This is a genomic window from Streptomyces sp. NTD91 (genome assembly GCF_059510455.1).
Window position 1 is genome coordinate 1 of record NZ_JCAJZW010000079.1, and the last position, 16,736, is coordinate 16,736.

The window sequence follows — 16,736 nt, forward strand, 5'->3', positions numbered from 1 at the left end:
TAGGGGATCGCTGTGAGCCGTGCCGTCGAGGTACGGCCCTGGAGGCGCGCCGCCTGCTCCCTGATCTCGGGAAGGCGGGCGGTGAGGGCGGCGCCGGGGCAGCGGGTCATGAAGCCGGCGTTGTGGCCGGCCAGGGCGGGCAGGGTGACGGCGATGCCGGCCTTGTAACGGGCGAGGTTGTTGCTGGAGACGAGGCGGACGCTCCCGCGCGGGTCGATGTCGGCGAGGCCGAGCTTCCAGGCGACCAGGGCGGCGATCGCGTCGGTCATCGCCTTGGGCACGGGGGCGCCCGCGGTGAAGGTGCCGAGGGCGGCGATGCCGGCGGTGCGGTGGTTGAAGCCCTGGGTGTGGGCACCGGTGACGGGCCGGTCGACGCCTCCGGCGCGGCCCTCGTAGATGGTGCCGCAGCGGTCGACGAGGAAGTTGTAGCCGATGTCGTCCCACTTGCGGGCGCCGGTCTGACCGGCGTACAGCCGGCGGATGATCTCCGGTGCGTCGGCGCAGTCGTAGGCGTTCGGCGAGTCGGTGTGGTGCAGGAAGACGGCGACCACCTTGTCGTCGTAGCGCGGCGGCGGCTGGGTGCGCCCGGCGGTGCCCAGCCAGACGGAGCGCGGCACGATGCGTGGGCGGGGGGCGCGGTGGACGAGGGGGGTGCGGGCCGGTACGGCCCGCTCGGGCATGACCACGGCGGCGCGCTGCACGCCCCGGGCACACAGCCCGAGCGTGAGCACCGCCGCCAGCCCGGGCAGACACCCGAGCAGCACCACGAGGGCGCGCGATCTGCGCTGCCGGGATCCCTGCCGTCCCAGGGACCGCGCGAGCCTCCTCCACCCCGGGAGGGTGAACCTCCGGCGGGCCGGACGTTCCGTGCTCCTCCGGGGCGCGGACCCGTGCCGGGCTCCGGCGCCCCGCGCGGTGGGGGCTTCCCCCGACCCCCCGTGGGGCTCCGGGGGGTCCGGTATCCCGGCGGCCTCCCCGGTGTCGGGCGCTCCCGGTGTCCCCGATGTCTGCGGGGTTCCCGGTGCGGCCGACGGCCGCGGTGCTCCCCCCTGCTCCTGCGTTCCCGGGGCGCCGGGTGTCTGCCGGTTCCCGGGCGTCTCCGGTGTTCTTCGGACGTCGTGCATGAAGCCACTCTCCGGCGGCCGGGGCGTGACCGCGATGTGCACTCTGCCACCTGGCGGAACCATCATCCCGGTCCGGGACGTTTCTGGGGGTACACACATACTGGCCGGCTTCACCGTCCGGTGGCCGCGCCGGTGTGCTGGTGACTGATCAACGGGCCCGTCCCGTCCGTACTGAGGGGTCCGAGAGAAAGGCGGCTCCGTGGACCTGCTCGACCTGCTGCTCGCACTGGTGATCGTCGTCTATGCGGCGTCCGGTTACCGTCGCGGGCTGGTGGCCGGCTGCGTCTCGCTGGCCGGTTTCGTCGGCGGCGCCGTCGTCGGCGTGTGGGTGCTGCCCTGGGTGACCGGCCTGGTCGAGCGCGGTACGGCGCAGGCGACGGTGCTCGCGGTGGTGACCGTGCTGGTGCCCGCGGTGATGGGGCACGAGCTGGCGGGCCGCCTGGCACTGCGGTTGCGCGGGGAGCTGGACCGGGGCCCGCTGCGGGTGCTGGACGGCATGGGGGGCGCGGCGGCGAACTCGGTCGCGGTGCTGATCGTGGCCTGGGTCGCGGCGAGCGTGCTGGGCGCGGCCCCCTCGCAGACGCTGAACACGGCGATCCGGAACTCGACGCTGCTGGGCGCGGTACAGGACACGATGCCGGACACGACGCCCGCGTGGTTCTCGCGGGCCACGTCGGCGCTGACCGAGGCGGGTTTCCCGCAGGTCTTCAACCCGTTCGAGAACGAGTCGACGGCCCAGGTCGCCCGGCCCTCCGGGGACAGCGTCACCCCGGCGGCGACGAGCGCCGCCAAGCTGAGCACGGTGAAGATCGAGGGCGTCTCGGGCAACGAGGGCCGCGAGGGCAGCGGATTCGTCTACGCCGCGCAACGCGTGATGACCAACGCGCACGTGGTGGCCGGCATCGACCACCCGACCGTGCGGGTGGGCGGCGTCGGACGGTCGTACTCGGCCCGGGTGGTCCTCTTCGACCCCGACCGGGACGTGGCGGTGCTGTACGTGCCCGGGCTGCACGCGCCGGTGCTGCGCTTCGACACCGGCGCGGCGCGCGGCGACTCGGCGGTGGTCGCGGGCTACCCGCAGGACGGCGGCCTGAACCTGCAGGCGGCGACGGTGGCGAGCCGGGTGCAGGCGACCGGGCAGAACATCTACAGCGACGGCACGGTCACCCGGGACATCTACTCGATCCGCTCCACGGTGCGACCGGGCAACTCGGGAGGCCCGCTGCTGACCACGGACGGCAGGGTGTTCGGAGTGGTCTTCGCCCGCTCCACCTCGGACGCCGAGACGGGGTACGTGCTGACGGCGCACGAGGTGACGGGCGACGCCCGGCGCGGGACCAGGGCGACGGCCGCGGTGGACACGGGCCAGCTGGTCAGCTCCTAGGAGGCCCTGTCGTCACCCGCCCGCCGGCCGTCCGGAGGGCGGGCCTCGCGGCGGGCCGGAGGAGTCGACGACAGGGTCCGGCGCTCACAGGCGCCGGCCCATGAACACGTCGTCGACGTAGTCGCCGTCGAGCAGGAACTCCTGCGGCTGTACGCCCTCGACAGCGAAACCCTCGGACTCGTACAGCGCGCGGGCCGCCGCGTTGTGTGCGAGCACGCGCAGGGTGAGGCGCCGCGCGCCGCGTCCGCGCGCCTCCTCGACGGCGGCCCGGACCAGGGCGCGCCCGACGCCCCGTCCGCGCGCCTCGCCGGCCACGGCGAGGCCCTGGATCTGCAGGACGTGCGCGTTGGAGGCGAGCGGGGTCGGGCGGGCGATACGGACGTAGCCGGCGACCCGCCCGCCGGCCTCGGCGACCAGGTAGTCCTCCGGGAGGTGGCGCTCGTCGAAGAACGGCCCCTGCGGCGGTGGCGAGACGGCGTGCAGGGTCGACCAGGCGGCCCGGTCCAGGACGGCCAGTTGCTCTTCGTCGTCGGCCACGGCGACACGTATGTACGGCTCCGGCATGACGATCACCCTACGGCGGGCGGCCGGAAGGCCTCACGGGTTTTCCCGCGGGCATGCTGGGGCCATGAAACCTGTGCGAATCGCCGTGGCCGGCGCGTCCGGTCTCATCGGCAGCGCCCTGGTGCGCGCCCTGACGGCCGACGGACACGAGGTCGTACGGCTGGTGCGCCGGGCGGCTGCGGGTCCGGGAGAGGTCTGCTGGGACCCGGAGGGGCAGTACGTCGACGCGGCGGGGCTGACCGGCTGCGCCGTGGTGGTCAATCTGGCCGGGGCCGGGATCGCCGACGGGCGCTGGACGCCGTCGTACAAGCGGCTGCTGCGGGACAGCCGGGTGCTGGGCACGGCCGCGCTGGCGGAGGCGGTGGCCGCGCTGCCCGAGCCGCCGCGGGTCTTCGTCAGCGGCAGCGCGATCGGCTTCTACGGCGACACCGGGGACCGGGAGGCCGACGAGTCGGCGCCACCGGGCGACGATTTCCTGTCCTCGCTGTGCGTGGAGTGGGAGGAGGCGGCGGCGCCCGCGCAGGAGGCGGGCGTGCGGACGGTGTTCCCGCGCACGGGGCTGGTGGTGGCGCGCGGCGGGGGCACCTGGGGGCGGCTGTTCCCGCTGTTCCGGGCGGGGCTCGGGGGCCGGCTGGGCGACGGGCGGCAGTACTGGTCTTACATCGCGCTGCACGACGAGGTCGCCGCGATCCGCCGTCTCATCGACGACGACACCCTGTTCGGGCCGTTCAATCTGACCGCCCCGCAGCCGCTGACCAACGGTGAGATCACGGCGGCGATGGCCCGTGTGCTGCACCGCCCCGCCCCGTTCGCGGTGCCGGCGCCGGTGGTGCGGGCGGTGCTGGGCGAGCTGGCCGGAAATGTGCTGGGCAGCCAACGGGTGGTGCCGAAGCGGCTGTTGGAGTCCGGGTTCCGGTTCGCGTTCCCGGGCATCGAAGAGGCGATCAGGGCGGCCTGACGGACACACAGGAGATCTCCTGCGACTTCCTGAGATCTCTTGTGACCGTATGCGACCTCTATGCGACCGTGCCCTGCCGATGCGCGACTGTTCGTGACCGATCACGGACCTAACCTCGAGCCGAACTCGGGTATCCCCGGGGCCTGTTGGGGGCATGACGTCTCCACCGGCCGCGCAACCACAGGAGGGGCCTCGTGCTTGAGCCCGCGTACCAGGTGGACGTCGTCATCGTGGGAGCCGGAATCGCCGGACTCTCGGCGGCTCATCGGCTGACCAGCGCAGGAATCTCGACCGCAGTCCTCGAGGCCGCCCCCTGTGTCGGCGGCCGCATGTCGACCGAGAAGGTCGACGGCTTCCGGCTCGACCGCATCGGACAGCTGCTGTCCACGTCCTGTCCCGAACTCCGTACGTCCCCGGGCCTGGACTCCCTGATCCTGCGCGCCTACGCGCCGGGCGTCCTGCTGCACCGCGACGGACGCGTCCACCGCGCGGGCGCACCGGCGTCCGGCGGGAGCACAAGGGGCGCACTCCATGTGGTGCGCGCCCTGGCGAGCGCCCCCAGGAGCCCGGCGGCCACCCCCGGCCGGGCCGGCGCACCGGTGGGCGGCCCGGTCGACCAGGCCCGGCTCGGCGCCGCGCTGGGCCGGATCGCCGCAACCCCGGTCGAGCGCATCCTGGCCCGCCCCGAGCTGCCCGCCGGCCAGGCTCTCGCCCGGCGCGGACTGCCCTCCCGCACGGTCGACGGCTTCCTGCGCCCTCTGCTCGCCGCACTGCTCTGCGACCCGGAGCTGACCACTTCCAGCCGGTGCGCCGACCTCGCGCTGCGCGCCTTCGCGAGCGGCCGGCTGTGCGTACCGGAGGGCGGCGCGGAGATGCTGCCCGAACTGCTGGCAGGGGCGCTGCCGCACGGCACCGTGCACACGGGGGTGCGGGTGACGTCGGTGTCCACGACGTCCGTCACCACCGCCGAGCACGGTCGGCTCCGCTGCCGGGCGGTGCTGCTGGCGACGGACGCGCGCGCGGCGGCGGAACTGCTGCCGGGTCTGAGGGTGCCGGACTTCCATCCGGTGACCGTGGTCCACCACACGACCGACGAACCGGCGGCGGCCTTCTCCACCGGCGCCTCGCTGCTGCTGGACGCCGACCTGGGCGGGCCCGTGGCGCACACGGCGGTACTGAGCAACGTGGATCCGAGCCGGGCGCCGGCGGGCCGGGTGCTGATCTCCTCGACGGTGCTCGGCACTCCGCCCGAGGGCGTCGACACGGCGGTCCGCATCCACCTCGCCCGTCTCTACGGCACCTCGACGCGCCGCTGGGAGACGCTGGCCGTGCACCACACCCCGGAGGCGGTCCCGGCCATGCGCCCACCGCACGACCTGCGACGTCCTGTACGGCTCCTGGCGGGCCTGTACGTCTGCGGCGACCACCGCGACACCAGCACGGTCCAGGGAGCGCTCCACTCGGCCCACCGGGCGGCGGCGGCCATCCTGGCGGACCTGGGCGCGTCGGGCTCGATGCACAGCGCGGATCCGGCCCCGACGTTGCCGCGGGCGGCGTGACCGACGGGCACGACCCGGGGGCGGACCGGTGGGTCCGGCCCGCGGGTCACCGCCGTCCTGGTTGCTCGCCGTCGCGGCGGGACTCTCTCACCGGCGCCTCGAAGGAACCGGCAGTTCCCCCTCCGCCGCGACGGCGCTCAGCCACGCCGCACCTGACCTGGGGTGCCGGACCCTGCGCGGCCGCCCTCACCCCAACGCCGCCACCTTCTCCCGATACCCCCGCACGGGCGCCGCGTCCCGGTACGGCTCCAACCGGCGTTCGAAGTCGCGCACGTACTCCACAGCGCGAGCGCTCCGCATCTCCGCGGCCTGGCCGGCGGCCTCCGCGGCCAGGGCGCACGCCTGGTCGAGTTCGCCGAGGCCGAGGCGGGCCGTGGCGAGGACGACGCGGCAGAAGAGCCGGCTGCGGGCGTAGGTGGACGCGCGGAGCCGGAGCGCCCGTTCGGCGTGCTGGGCGGCCGCCCGGAACTGCTGCAGATCCCGGTGGCAGTGTCCGAACTCGTCGGCGAGCTGGGCCTCGTCGAACAACCTGGCCCAGTACGGCACCTCGTCCCCGGGCCGGGCCGCTTCCAGGGCGCGCTCGGCTCGCACCAGCGCGGCCGTGCACGCCCGCACCTCGCCGAGCACGCCGTGCGCCCGCGCCTCGGCGGCGTGCAGCAGCGCCTGCACGGCCGGCGGCCCGCTCGTGCCCATGCCCTGCTGGGCGACCCGTGCCAGCTGCACGGCCTCCCGGCCGTGGCCCAGGTAGACGGCCTGGCGGCTCATGGTGACCAGGACGTAGGAGCCGTACGCCCGGTCTCCGGCCGCCTGGGTGAGCCGCAGGGCCTGCACGAAGTAGCGCTGGGCGAGGCCGTGCGCGGCGATGTCGTACGAGGTCCAGCCCGCGAGCCGGGTGAGGTCGGCCGCCGCGGCGAACAGCTTCCGGCCGGTCTGCTCGTCGTAGGAGCCCCGGAGCATCGGTTCGCACTCGTGCTCCAGGTAGCGCACCAGGGCCTGCCGGGCATGGCCGCCGCCGTACCGGTCGTCGAGCGTGCGGAACAACTCGCCGACCGAGCGCAGCGCGCTGATGTCGCCGCCGGTGATCTTGTGACCGGGTGCGCGCTCGGCGTGCCCGCGCGCCCGGGGCGGGAGGGTGAGCGCCGGGCGGCCCTGGGCCCTGGCCGGGGCGGGACGGCCCTGCGCGGGCACCCGCGGTGCCGGTTCCCGGGCGACCTTGTCGTCGGCCTTGCCGATCAGCCAGTCCCGGCTGGGCACCACGAGCCCCGCCGGGGTGAAGGCGATCTTGCGCAGCTCGGCGTGGCTGCCGGAGTCCTTGCGCCACAGCCCGCTGACGATGTCGACGGCCTCCTCCGGGGTGGCCGCGAACTCCAGCCCGGCGTACACGGGCGCACACGCGTCCAGGCCGAGATCCTGGGCGGTGAGCCGGCGTCCGAGCCGCCGGGTGAAGACCTCGGCGATCAGGGCGGGTGTCGTACCCCTGGGCTGTTGGCCGCGCAGCCAGCGGGTGACCGAGGTCTTGTCGTATCTCAGGTCCAGCCCGTGCTCCAGCCCGAGCTGGTCGACGCGACGGGCCAGACCCGCGTTGGAGAACCCCGCTTCTGCGATGAGCGCGGCGAGCTGGCGGTTGGGGGTGCGCTGCGCGGGTCGGTCCGTCATCTGCGGTGCGGTCTCCTGCCTTCCGGGCCCGACGACGTGCCCGGTTTGCCTTTGAGCAGCCCTTATGGCCTCACGAACGGCGCGAATGTAGCGGAGAGTGAGGAGTCGATCGCACATTCCGCCAGCCATTCATCCGATCGTGTGAGAAACGCCCGTAGGGCTGACGTACTCCGGACGGACGTACAGTGGCGTGGGCGCTTGACGTGCCCGACACCGGTCACTGAGGGAGGCGCTTGCCGTGAGTGAGTTGCGGTTCGTCCGCATGGGTTTCGGTGCGGATGCCGTCGATTACCAGGAGGCCTGGGACGAGCAGCGCCGGGTGCACGCGGCCCGGTTCGCCGACGAGGTCCCGGACACCGTGATCCTCCTGGAGCACCCCCCGGTGTACACGGCGGGGCGGCGCACCGAGGACAGCGAGCGCCCGCTGGACGGCACCCCGGTCATCGACGTGGACCGCGGCGGCAAGATCACCTGGCACGGACCGGGCCAGCTGGTGGGCTACCCGATCCAGAAGCTCCCCCGGCCGGTGGACGTGGTCGCGCACGTACGGCGGCTGGAGGAGGCGCTGATCCGCACCTGCGCCGAGTTCGGCCTCGAGACCACCCGGGTCGAGGGGCGCAGCGGGGTGTGGGTGCTCGGCGACCCGGTCGAGCAGCGGCCGGCCCGGGGAGGGCTCTCCCTGGACTTCGACCCCCGGATGAGCGACCCGGAGTTCGACCCCCGGCTCAACGGCCCCGAGTACGCCCCCTCCAACGCGGGCCAGCGGCGCGAGGACCGCAAGATCGCCGCGATCGGCATCCGGGTCGCCAAGGGTGTCACCATGCACGGCTTCGCCCTCAACGTGAACCCGGACAACAAGTGGTTCGACCGGATCATCCCGTGCGGCATCCGTGACGCGGGCGTCGCCTCCCTCGCGGGCGAGCTGGGCCGGGACGTCACCATCGACGAGGTGCTTCCGGCCGTGGAGAGGCACCTGAAGGACGTCCTGGAGAACGCGGAGCTCAAGCCCCGGGTGACCGAGAAGGCGTCCGCCTGAGCCGCCCGTCACGGGGGAATGCGCCCTGCGACCACGAGGTTGATCTCCCCGGCAGGGCGCCATGTGCACGGGCGTACCCTGGTGTACGCCGAAGAATCAAAGCTTAGGGAGCCGGTCGTGTCCGCAGTCGCACCCGACGGACGCAAGATGCTGCGCCTGGAGGTCCGCAACAGCCAGACCCCCATCGAGCGCAAGCCCGAGTGGATCAAGACCCGGGCGAAAATGGGCCCCGAGTACACGAAGATGCAGAACCTCGTGAAGAGCGAGGGCCTGCACACGGTCTGCCAGGAAGCCGGCTGCCCGAACATCTACGAGTGCTGGGAGGACCGCGAGGCGACCTTCCTCATCGGCGGCGACCAGTGCACCCGGCGGTGCGACTTCTGCCAGATCGACACCGGCAAGCCCGAGGCGCTGGACCGCGACGAGCCGCGCCGCGTCGGCGAGTCCGTGGTCACCATGGACCTGAACTACGCCACCATCACCGGCGTCGCCCGCGACGACCTGGAGGACGGCGGCGCCTGGCTGTACGCCGAGACCGTGCGCCAGATCCACGCGCAGACGGCGGACCGTGAGGGCGGCCGCACCAAGGTCGAGCTGCTGGCCCCGGACTTCAACGCGGTCCCCGAGCAGCTCGCAGAGGTCTTCTCCGCCCGCCCCGAGGTCTTCGCGCACAACGTCGAGACGGTGCCGCGGATCTTCAAGCGCATCCGCCCCGGCTTCCGCTACGAGCGCTCCCTGAAGGTCATCACCGAGGCCCGCGACCACGGCCTGGTGACCAAGTCCAACCTGATCCTCGGCATGGGCGAGACCCGCGAGGAGGTCAGCGAGGCGCTGAAGCAGTTGCACGACGCCGGCTGCGAGCTGGTCACCATCACCCAGTACCTGCGCCCCTCCGTGCGGCACCACCCGGTCGAGCGCTGGGTCAAGCCGCAGGAGTTCGTGGAGCTGAAGGAGGAGGCCGAGCAGATCGGCTTCTCCGGTGTGATGTCCGGTCCGCTGGTGCGGTCGTCGTACCGGGCCGGGCGCCTGTACCGGATGGCGGTCGAGAAGCGCGGCTCCTTCGTCGCCACCCAGGCGGTGTGAGCCGAGCGTGTGAATTCACGCACAAGTACCTACTGGCCAGTAATGGCCGAGTCCGCGCGGTCCCGGCCGTCCTCGCTGATGAGGGCGGGCGCCGGGGCCGTGTCGGCGTTTCAACGCTCTGCGTCAGAGCTTCATTGGCGTTTGACCGGTCGGACACGCCCTGGTAACACCAGTCAGTGACTCTGGTATCACGCCTCGTACACCATCCGCTCCGAGGGGGGACCTCGATCATGCAGGCCGCGCCCGTACGCGCCACCGCCATCCCGTCCTTCACCGATGCTCTCCGCGCCGTCGAGTCCCTGCTCATGAGCGGCGGTCAGCGCACGGCCCGGCGCAACGCGTGGACCTCCGTGCTGGAGGACCGCCGGCGCGCCAAGGACCGGGTCGAGGCCCAGCGCTTCCTGGAGCAGGCCGCCGGCCGCTCCTGACTCCTTCCCGACGCGCGTCCCCCGGCACTGCCGTCGTCCGCACTCCCGGGGCCACGTAGACTTCGTGGCATGGCGAGGAAGGAAACCGCGGCGGACGCCGCGAACGCAGGGCGACTGAAGCAGATCGCTCTCACCTACAAGATGACCAGCAAGGTCGACAAGAAGATCGGCCTTGTACTCGGGGCCGTCGGTCTCGGCACCCTCGCTGTCTTCCTTGTGATCGGCTTCTTGATCGGGCACCCGGTCTACCTGGGCATCTTCGGCCTGCTGATCGCTCTGCTGGCGACGGCGATCGTGTTCGGCCGCCGGGCCGAGCGCGCCGCGTTCGGCCAGATGGAGGGCCAGCCGGGCGCCGCGGCGGCCGTGCTCGACAACATCGGCCGGGGCTGGACCACGACTCCGGCGGTGGCGATGAACCGCAGCCAGGACGTGGTGCACCGGGCGGTCGGCAAGGCCGGCATCGTGCTGGTCGCCGAGGGCAACCCGAACCGGGTGAAGAGCCTGCTGGCCGCCGAGAAGAAGAAGATGAACCGGATCGTTGCGGACGTGCCGGTGCACGACGTGATCGTCGGAAACGGCGAGGGCCAGGTCGAGCTGAAGAAGCTGCGCACGACACTGCTGAAGTTCCCGCGCGTGCTCACCGGCCCCCAGGTGACGGCGACCAACGACCGGTTGCGGGCGCTGGGCGACCTGATGAGCAACATGCCGCTGCCGAAGGGTCCGATTCCAGGGCGTGGCCTCCGCGGTCGCTCCCCCCGGATGCCGCGAGGATGACACCCGGCCTCACCTCACCGCTCATCTCCATGGGTGGCAGGGGGTGAGGATCAGCCGGCGGAGTGCCCCCGCAGCCTTCCAGGGCTTGCATGAGCTCTCCCCAGAGGCTGTGAGCCCAGGACCGGCGCTCGTAACACGATCTTGCACTTCGGCGCCCGGCAACGCAGCGGCTGTCCGCCAAGGATGAAGAGATGATCTGGCCGAAGACCGTTCAGGAACGCGTGAAGACAGGCCACGACCGCGAGCTGGTCCACAGCTACCGTCCGATGCCCAAGGGCATGCGGATGCCGAAGGGCCGCTGAGGCCGTCGGTTCGCGAAGGCCCGTCAGCCGAGGCTTCGGAACTCCCGCTCGCAGTAGACCATCGGCGACCCCTCGCCCAGCCGCACTCCCGTTACCCGGCCGATCAGGATCGTGTGATCCCCGGCCGGGTAACGCGCGTATGCGGCGCAGTCCAGCTGTACGGGCGCCTGCCGCACCGCCGGCAGGCCGAAGGGGCTCGGCTGGAGCAGGGCGTCGGAGAACTTGTCGGCGCCCTTGGTGGCGAACAGCACGGCCAGCGGCTCGTGCTCCGGGGCCAGCACGCTCACCGCGAAGTGGTCGCAGCGCGCGAAGACCACCGCCGAGTCGGCCGCGTCCGCGAGGCACACCAGGATCAGGGGTGGTTCCAGGGAGACGGAACAAAAAGAGCTGGCCGTGAAGCCGCGCGGAGTGCCGTCCTCGCAGCGGGCAGTCACCACCACCACGCCCGACGGAAAGCGTGCCATGGCGTCCCGGAAGTTCTCGGGAGTCACCTCGGCCGCCATCACATCCTGAGCATCGGTCATACCGCGACCATGCCGCCGACGGTGTGACCGGGCAACCGGATGGGGGGCATCCGGGCCATCGCCCGCCGACCGTCAGATACGGACCTCGACCGTCTTCGCCAGCCGGTCGTGCAGCCCGCGTCCGTCCCGGTCCCAGATCAGCGCCGGGATTGCCAGGCACAGCAGGACCGTGCGCAGCAGCGACCGCAGCGGATGGACCGTGCCGGTCTCCAGGGCCACCACCCGGATCCCGAGGAGTCGCTTGCCCGGGGTGAAGCCGATCGTGCCGACGGTCAGGACGCTCATGACGAAGAAGACGCCGAGCGCCCAGTCGCTCGTCGCAGGCACCCGGTAGCCGTTCGTGATGAGGCCGTATGCGATCAGGACGCTCAGCGCCCAGTCCACGGCCAGCGCGCCGAGCCGCCGCCCCGGGCGTGCGACGGAGTTCGGCCCCTCCTGAGGGAGGCCGAGCTGCTCGCCCCGGTAGCCGAAGTCCGCACCGGCCTCCTCCATGGCCGCGCGGGGCCCGGAGAGCCACGATCCGAGTGCTTGCCTGTTGTCCACCCGTCAACGGTACTGCGCCCGTTTTCCCACACTGTGCCGAGGGGTGTGTCGGGGCTACGGTGGACTCGTGGCCGGTTAACTTCTGCGAAACAAACGGGTCACGCCCGAGAAATCACCCGTCCCTAGGGTCGAGGCCAGCGTGTGCCACCGCACTGGCCGCACGAACGATCTACCACCCCGGCGAGGACGGTCGGGAGTAGGAGGAGCTGGATGTTCCAGAACGCCGACGAGGCCAAGAAGTTCATCGCGGACGAGGACGTCAAGTTCATCGACGTCCGCTTCTGCGACCTGCCGGGCGTCATGCAGCACTTCACGGTGCCCGTTGAGGCGTTCGACCCGGACGAGGAGCTCGCCTTCGACGGATCGTCGATCCGTGGTTTCCAGGCGATCCACGAGTCCGACATGGCCCTGCGCGCCGACCTGTCCACCGCCCGGGTGGACCCGTTCCGGCGGGACAAGACCCTCAACATCAACTTCTTCATCCACGACCCGATCACGGGCGAGCAGTACTCCCGTGACCCGCGCAACGTGGCGAAGAAGGCCGAGGCCTACCTCGCCTCGACCGGCATCGCGGACACCGCGTACTTCGGCCCCGAGGCAGAGTTCTACGTCTTCGACAGCGTGCGTTTCGCCACGTCCGCGAACGAGTCCTTCTACCACATCGACTCCGAGGCGGGCGCCTGGAACACCGGTGCGCTGGAGAACAACCGCGGTTACAAGGTCCGCTACAAGGGCGGCTACTTCCCGGTGGCCCCGGTCGACCACTTCGCCGACCTGCGCGCCGAGATCTCCCTGGAGCTGGAGAAGTCCGGCCTGAAGGTCGAGCGCCAGCACCACGAGGTGGGCACCGCCGGCCAGGCGGAGATCAACTACAGGTTCAACACGCTGCTCGCCGCCGCCGACGACCTCCAGCTCTTCAAGTACATCGTGAAGAACGTGGCCTGGCGCAACGGCAAGACCGCGACCTTCATGCCGAAGCCGATCTTCGGCGACAACGGCTCGGGCATGCACGTGCACCAGTCGCTGTGGAGCAACGGCGACCCGCTGTTCTACGACGAGGCCGGTTACGCGGGCCTGTCGGACACCGCCCGCTACTACATCGGCGGCATCCTCAGGCACGCGCCGTCGCTGCTGGCCTTCACCAACCCGACGGTGAACTCGTACCACCGTCTGGTGCCGGGCTTCGAGGCGCCGATCAACCTGGTGTACTCGCAGCGCAACCGCTCCGCCGCGATGCGTATCCCGATCACGGGCTCCAACCCGAAGGCCAAGCGTGTCGAGTTCCGCGCCCCGGACTCCTCCGGCAACCCGTACCTGGCCTTCTCCGCCCTGCTGCTGGCGGGTCTGGACGGCATCAAGAACAAGATCGAGCCGGCCGAGCCGATCGACAAGGACCTGTACGAGCTGGCTCCGGAGGAGCACGCGAACGTCGCCCAGGTCCCGACCTCCCTCGGCGCCGTCCTCGACGCTCTCGAGGCCGACCACGAGTTCCTCCTCCAGGGCGACGTGTTCACGTCGGACCTGATCGAGACGTGGATCGACTTCAAGCGCACCAACGAGATCGCGCCGCTGCAGCTGCGTCCGCACCCGCACGAGTTCGAGCTGTACTTCGACGTGTGATATCACCCCAGGTCAGAGCGGATATCTGCTCGCCTGGGCCGTCTGTGGGCCGTGGGCCGGTTCTCCCAGCGCGGGAGTGCCGGCCCACGGCTTTTTGACCCCGGGGCTTCCAGGCCTGCTCAGGTTGCGTTGCCACGTGACTCTCGAAATGCCTGGTCGATGGCATTCCGGGCTCGATCCTCGCTGTTCGGCAACAGGTGCGTGTAGGTGCGAAGCGTGAAGCCGGGGTCCGAGTGTCCGAGGTACTCGGCCAAGGCCTTCACGTTCTCCCCCGCGTCCAGTAAGACCGACGCGTAGTAGTGCCTCAGGGCGTGCATGCCGTGCTCGCGCGACTGCTTGAACCGCTCTCCCGGCGACCGCTCAGGGATCACGCCTGCCGAGACCAGGGCGGGTTTCCAGAGGTACATGTTGAAGTAGTTCCGGTTCAGCGCCTTGCGCTCCCGCGAGTAGAACAGCAGCGCCGCAGTCACCGGCGGTCCGTCGGGCGTCCTCCACGGCAGGGTTACCTCTAGGGGAGGCCTGCGGGTGATGTGCACCGTGAGCGCATCCGACACGACGTCGGGAAGCGGGACGTCACGCAGCTTTGCCCCCTGGGGTGGGGCGAAGACCATGTGCGCGCCGACCAGCTTGACCTGGCGCACGACGTGGACCACCCCCCGATGAAGTCCACCTCGTCCACGGCAAGCCCAAAAGATTTCGCCCTGCCGCAGGCCGCAACCTGCCCCGACGTCGACCGTCGTCGCGTAAACCTCCGGTAGCCCGTCGCGAACCGCCATCACTCGATCCGCGGTCCACGGCTTGACCTTCCGGGGATCGAGCTTGGGAGCTCTTACGGAACCCACGCGGCACGGATTCCGGGCGATGAGGCCGTCGTCGTCTACGGCAGCGCCGAAGACGGCCGAGACGTTCGCGAACACGGTTCGCTGGTACGGCGCAGCCATCCCGGAGTCCTTGAGAGCGCGTGCCCAGGCACGGATATGTGCTGGCTGGAACGTGCTCATGGACCGCGAGCCCATGTACGGGAAAGCATGCAGTCGAAACCGCAGCTCCATGTTGATGATCGTGGAAGGGTCCGTGGTCTGGGATGCCAGCCACTGAGTGGCGAAGTCCGTGAACGTGACTTTCCCTGCCGCCGGGCCGACGTACTGTCCTCGCGCCAGGTCTGCCGCGATCTGCGTCAGCCACGTCTCCGCCAGCCGAATCTGCTTGTCAGGGAAAGACTTGCTGCGCTCGGTACCGTCCGGGCCGACGTAACGAGCCCGGCAGCGGAGGCCGACGCCGTGGCGTTCGGTCTTCACCCTGCGAGGCTTGCCGTCCGGCCCGGTCTCCGTCCTGTACCAGCGGTCTTGAATGTGCCCGGCCATCAGGCGGCCCCTTCCATCAGGAACTCGACCCAGGTGCGCACGTCTTCCGGGTCGAAGCGAAGATGCCGGCCGACGCGGAAGCCACGGGGACCGGTGCCCTTGCGCCGCCACTGGTAGACGGTCTCGACCGGCACGCCGAGCAGGTCAGCAACGTCCATCGGCGTCAAGTAGCGGGAAGGCAGCGGGCGCTTCATCCGCAGACCTCCCAGTGGTCCAGGTCGGCCAGCGCTTCGCGTGCGGTTTCTCGGTTCAGTCGGATCTCCTTTGCGATCGTTGCGGCGAGCCAGGATTCGCCGGGGGTGTGGCCCTGTCCGGCGTAAGTCCGGTGGGCGAGCACGAGCGTGGAGCCCTCCGTGTCGTCGAGGTCTTCGGAGAGCCCGCGTTCGCGGCGTTCCTGCCGGGCGCGGTAGTCGGCCCGGGCCTGGCGCAGCGCGCCGAGGGTGGTGGAGTAGCGGGGAACGCCGTCACCGCCGACGTGCCGAAGGTGGGGTCGGCCGGGCAGATCAGGTCACCGTCGTGGGTCAGCACGCTCGGTCCGTCCACCGACATGCGGACCCAGCCAGGCGCGTGAGCACGGCACACGGGGCAGCTGGTCGGACGATCCAGCAGGTCTAGACAGGAGGGGTGGTGGCCGCGCTCCGGGCGCACGCACCGAAGCCTCTGCCGGAAGGCGCCAGCATCGTGCGGCAGTGGAAGCGCTGGGAGTCCGGCGAGGTCATGCCGAGCGACTTCTACCAACCGATCACCGCCGCCACCTTCGGCACCGTCACGCATGCGATCTTCCCGGTAGCCAGGCAACGGGACGGGAATGCCGAGATCGTTGCCGTCAGCGGCATGGAGACGCTCGACATCATCAGCAGGTTGCAAGCCTCCGACGTCGACAACGCCACGCTAGAGGCGCTGCGGATCACGACAGATCGACTGTGCTCTGAGTACCCGTACCTCCCTGGCGCTCAGCTCGCCGCCGAGGGTAGGCAATGGCTCAAGCGAGTTGCCGGACTCCAACTCGGCGGCTCACGCTCGCACAACCCCGCGAAGTGCTCACCCTGTCCGGATGGCTGGCCCGTCGAGTACGACATGGGAGACCGGGCCGCAGCCGAGAGCACGCGAAAGGCAGCCCTGTCTTCAGCCCATGAGGCCGGTAACGCAGAGATCGCTGGTTGGGCGCACGAGATGCGTGCTTGGTTCGCACTGACTACGGGCGACTACCGCGGAATCCTCGCTGCCTCGCAGGCCGGGACCGACGCGGCTCCCTCTCATGGCGTGGCCGTGCAGCTGGCCGCCCAGGAGGCGAAGGGATGGGCGCGGCTGGGTGAACGCCGACAGACTGAGGTGGCGCCGGACCGAGGACGAAAGCTGCTCGAAGGGATGCCGTACCCCGAGAACCTCGATCACCGTTTTGTGGTGGACCCGGCGAAGTTCGATTTCTACGCAATGGACTGCTACCGGCTGCTCGGAGAGGACCGGTTCGCCGAGAACCTTGCCAACGAGGTGATTCGAGCGGGCACCGACTTCGACGGGTCCGAGCGATCGCCGATGCGCATGGCGGAGGCGAGGATCACCCTCGTTGTGGTCGCGGCGCATCAGGGCGATCTGGACCAGGCGGTGATCTACGGCGAGTGGGCCCTGAAGGGCGACCGGCAGTCCCTGCCGTCCCTGCTCATGGTCAGCCGTGATTGTCAATCGGGACTTCGCGGCCGAACCGACTGGCCGTGAGTACCTCGATCACCTGACCGCGCTCAGCCGCGCCAGCTAGATCCGTTACGGGTTTCTCTACCTCATCAAGCACCCGTCGTCGCTTCGCTCCTCCGGGCGGG

General features: G+C 70.9%; 15 protein-coding genes and 2 pseudogenes. 9 read left to right on the forward strand and 8 right to left on the reverse strand.

Going from position 1 to position 16,736, the window contains the following annotated elements; translation table 11 throughout:
- On the reverse strand, nucleotides 1-764 hold a 764-nt coding region (locus AC5WRT_RS37675), incomplete at its 3' end, for a peptidoglycan recognition protein family protein (RefSeq protein ID WP_496092648.1).
- A 559-nt stretch (nucleotides 765-1,323) separates the two neighbouring features.
- Between AC5WRT_RS37675 and AC5WRT_RS37680 the strand changes: the two genes are divergently transcribed.
- The gene (locus AC5WRT_RS37680) at nucleotides 1,324-2,508 is read left to right on the forward strand and encodes a MarP family serine protease (protein ID WP_496092410.1); all 1,185 of its coding nucleotides are present in this window, start codon (nucleotides 1,324-1,326) and stop codon (nucleotides 2,506-2,508) included.
- Between the two features lie 84 nt (nucleotides 2,509-2,592).
- On the opposite strand, the gene AC5WRT_RS37685 is transcribed toward AC5WRT_RS37680, so the two are convergent.
- A complete protein-coding gene (locus tag AC5WRT_RS37685) occupies nucleotides 2,593-3,072 on the reverse strand; it encodes a GNAT family N-acetyltransferase (protein WP_496092409.1) in 480 nt (159 codons plus the stop codon).
- Nucleotides 3,073-3,136: 64 nt separating this feature from the next.
- Between AC5WRT_RS37685 and AC5WRT_RS37690 the strand changes: the two genes are divergently transcribed.
- Entirely contained in the window at nucleotides 3,137-4,030 is an 894-nt protein-coding gene (locus tag AC5WRT_RS37690; RefSeq protein WP_496092408.1) for a TIGR01777 family oxidoreductase, read from the forward strand.
- Nucleotides 4,031-4,224: 194 nt separating this feature from the next.
- Nucleotides 4,225-5,589 carry an NAD(P)/FAD-dependent oxidoreductase gene (locus AC5WRT_RS37695; protein WP_496092407.1) on the forward strand — a complete coding sequence of 455 codons (1,365 nt, stop codon included), beginning with the start codon at nucleotides 4,225-4,227 and terminating at the stop codon, nucleotides 5,587-5,589.
- A 186-nt stretch (nucleotides 5,590-5,775) separates the two neighbouring features.
- On the opposite strand, the gene AC5WRT_RS37700 is transcribed toward AC5WRT_RS37695, so the two are convergent.
- Complete coding sequence (locus AC5WRT_RS37700; protein ID WP_496092406.1) at nucleotides 5,776-7,245, reverse strand: NsdA family TPR-like regulatory protein; 1,470 nt, start codon at nucleotides 7,243-7,245, stop codon at nucleotides 5,776-5,778.
- A gap of 238 nt (nucleotides 7,246-7,483) precedes the next feature.
- On the opposite strand from AC5WRT_RS37700, the gene lipB reads away from it, so the two are divergent.
- The 4 genes from lipB to AC5WRT_RS37720 all read left to right on the forward strand — a co-directional run bounded on the left by lipB (nucleotide 7,484) and on the right by AC5WRT_RS37720 (nucleotide 10,566).
- On the forward strand, nucleotides 7,484-8,281 hold the full coding sequence (lipB, locus tag AC5WRT_RS37705) for a lipoyl(octanoyl) transferase LipB (protein WP_496092405.1): 798 nt from the start codon (nucleotides 7,484-7,486) through the stop codon (nucleotides 8,279-8,281).
- A gap of 117 nt (nucleotides 8,282-8,398) precedes the next feature.
- Entirely contained in the window at nucleotides 8,399-9,364 is a 966-nt protein-coding gene (lipA, locus tag AC5WRT_RS37710; RefSeq protein ID WP_496101048.1) for a lipoyl synthase, read from the forward strand.
- Nucleotides 9,365-9,594: 230 nt separating this feature from the next.
- Nucleotides 9,595-9,792, forward strand: a complete 198-nt coding sequence (locus tag AC5WRT_RS37715) for an SCO2195 family GlnR-regulated protein (RefSeq protein WP_208901281.1) — start codon at nucleotides 9,595-9,597, stop codon at nucleotides 9,790-9,792.
- A 69-nt stretch (nucleotides 9,793-9,861) separates the two neighbouring features.
- Entirely contained in the window at nucleotides 9,862-10,566 is a 705-nt protein-coding gene (locus AC5WRT_RS37720; protein WP_496092403.1) for a DUF4191 domain-containing protein, read from the forward strand.
- Between the two features lie 325 nt (nucleotides 10,567-10,891).
- On the opposite strand, the gene AC5WRT_RS37725 is transcribed toward AC5WRT_RS37720, so the two are convergent.
- Entirely contained in the window at nucleotides 10,892-11,392 is a 501-nt protein-coding gene (locus AC5WRT_RS37725) for a flavin reductase family protein (protein ID WP_496092402.1), read from the reverse strand.
- 72 nt (nucleotides 11,393-11,464) lie between these two features.
- The gene (locus tag AC5WRT_RS37730; RefSeq protein WP_496092401.1) at nucleotides 11,465-11,935 is read right to left on the reverse strand and encodes an RDD family protein; all 471 of its coding nucleotides are present in this window, start codon (nucleotides 11,933-11,935) and stop codon (nucleotides 11,465-11,467) included.
- A gap of 210 nt (nucleotides 11,936-12,145) precedes the next feature.
- Between AC5WRT_RS37730 and glnA the strand changes: the two genes are divergently transcribed.
- On the forward strand, nucleotides 12,146-13,555 hold the full coding sequence (gene glnA / locus AC5WRT_RS37735; RefSeq protein ID WP_496092400.1) for a type I glutamate--ammonia ligase: 1,410 nt from the start codon (nucleotides 12,146-12,148) through the stop codon (nucleotides 13,553-13,555).
- Nucleotides 13,556-13,674: 119 nt separating this feature from the next.
- Here the strand turns inward: glnA and AC5WRT_RS37740 are convergent.
- The 3 genes and pseudogenes from AC5WRT_RS37740 to AC5WRT_RS37750 all read right to left on the reverse strand — a co-directional run.
- A pseudogene (locus tag AC5WRT_RS37740) lies at nucleotides 13,675-14,919 on the reverse strand (tyrosine-type recombinase/integrase).
- The gene (locus AC5WRT_RS37745) at nucleotides 14,919-15,113 is read right to left on the reverse strand and encodes a helix-turn-helix domain-containing protein (RefSeq protein WP_496092398.1); all 195 of its coding nucleotides are present in this window, start codon (nucleotides 15,111-15,113) and stop codon (nucleotides 14,919-14,921) included. The pseudogene AC5WRT_RS37740 and the gene AC5WRT_RS37745 overlap by 1 nt, the downstream one beginning before the upstream one ends.
- Nucleotides 15,110-15,373 (reverse strand): annotated as a pseudogene (locus AC5WRT_RS37750) (replication initiator); the annotation flags it as partial. The pseudogene AC5WRT_RS37750 and the gene AC5WRT_RS37745, both read right to left, overlap by 4 nt.
- A 173-nt stretch (nucleotides 15,374-15,546) precedes the next feature.
- Between AC5WRT_RS37750 and AC5WRT_RS37755 the strand changes: the two are divergent.
- The gene (locus AC5WRT_RS37755) at nucleotides 15,547-16,635 is read left to right on the forward strand and encodes an XRE family transcriptional regulator (RefSeq protein ID WP_496101049.1); all 1,089 of its coding nucleotides are present in this window, start codon (nucleotides 15,547-15,549) and stop codon (nucleotides 16,633-16,635) included.
- The last annotated feature ends 101 nt before the right edge of the window (nucleotides 16,636-16,736 follow it).

Excerpts from the sequence above, each read along its gene's own strand:
- AC5WRT_RS37685 (WP_496092409.1), bottom strand. The coding sequence starts at position 3,072 with ATGCCGGAGCCGTACATACGTGTCGCCGTGGCCGACGACGAAGAGCAA.
- AC5WRT_RS37690 (WP_496092408.1), top strand. The coding sequence starts at position 3,137 with ATGAAACCTGTGCGAATCGCCGTGGCCGGCGCGTCCGGTCTCATCGGC.
- AC5WRT_RS37700 (WP_496092406.1), bottom strand. The coding sequence starts at position 7,245 with ATGACGGACCGACCCGCGCAGCGCACCCCCAACCGCCAGCTCGCCGCG.
- AC5WRT_RS37715 (WP_208901281.1), top strand. The coding sequence starts at position 9,595 with ATGCAGGCCGCGCCCGTACGCGCCACCGCCATCCCGTCCTTCACCGAT.
- AC5WRT_RS37720 (WP_496092403.1), top strand. The coding sequence starts at position 9,862 with ATGGCGAGGAAGGAAACCGCGGCGGACGCCGCGAACGCAGGGCGACTG.
- AC5WRT_RS37725 (WP_496092402.1), bottom strand. The coding sequence starts at position 11,392 with ATGACCGATGCTCAGGATGTGATGGCGGCCGAGGTGACTCCCGAGAAC.
- glnA (WP_496092400.1), top strand. The coding sequence starts at position 12,146 with ATGTTCCAGAACGCCGACGAGGCCAAGAAGTTCATCGCGGACGAGGAC.
- AC5WRT_RS37745 (WP_496092398.1), bottom strand. The coding sequence starts at position 15,113 with ATGAAGCGCCCGCTGCCTTCCCGCTACTTGACGCCGATGGACGTTGCT.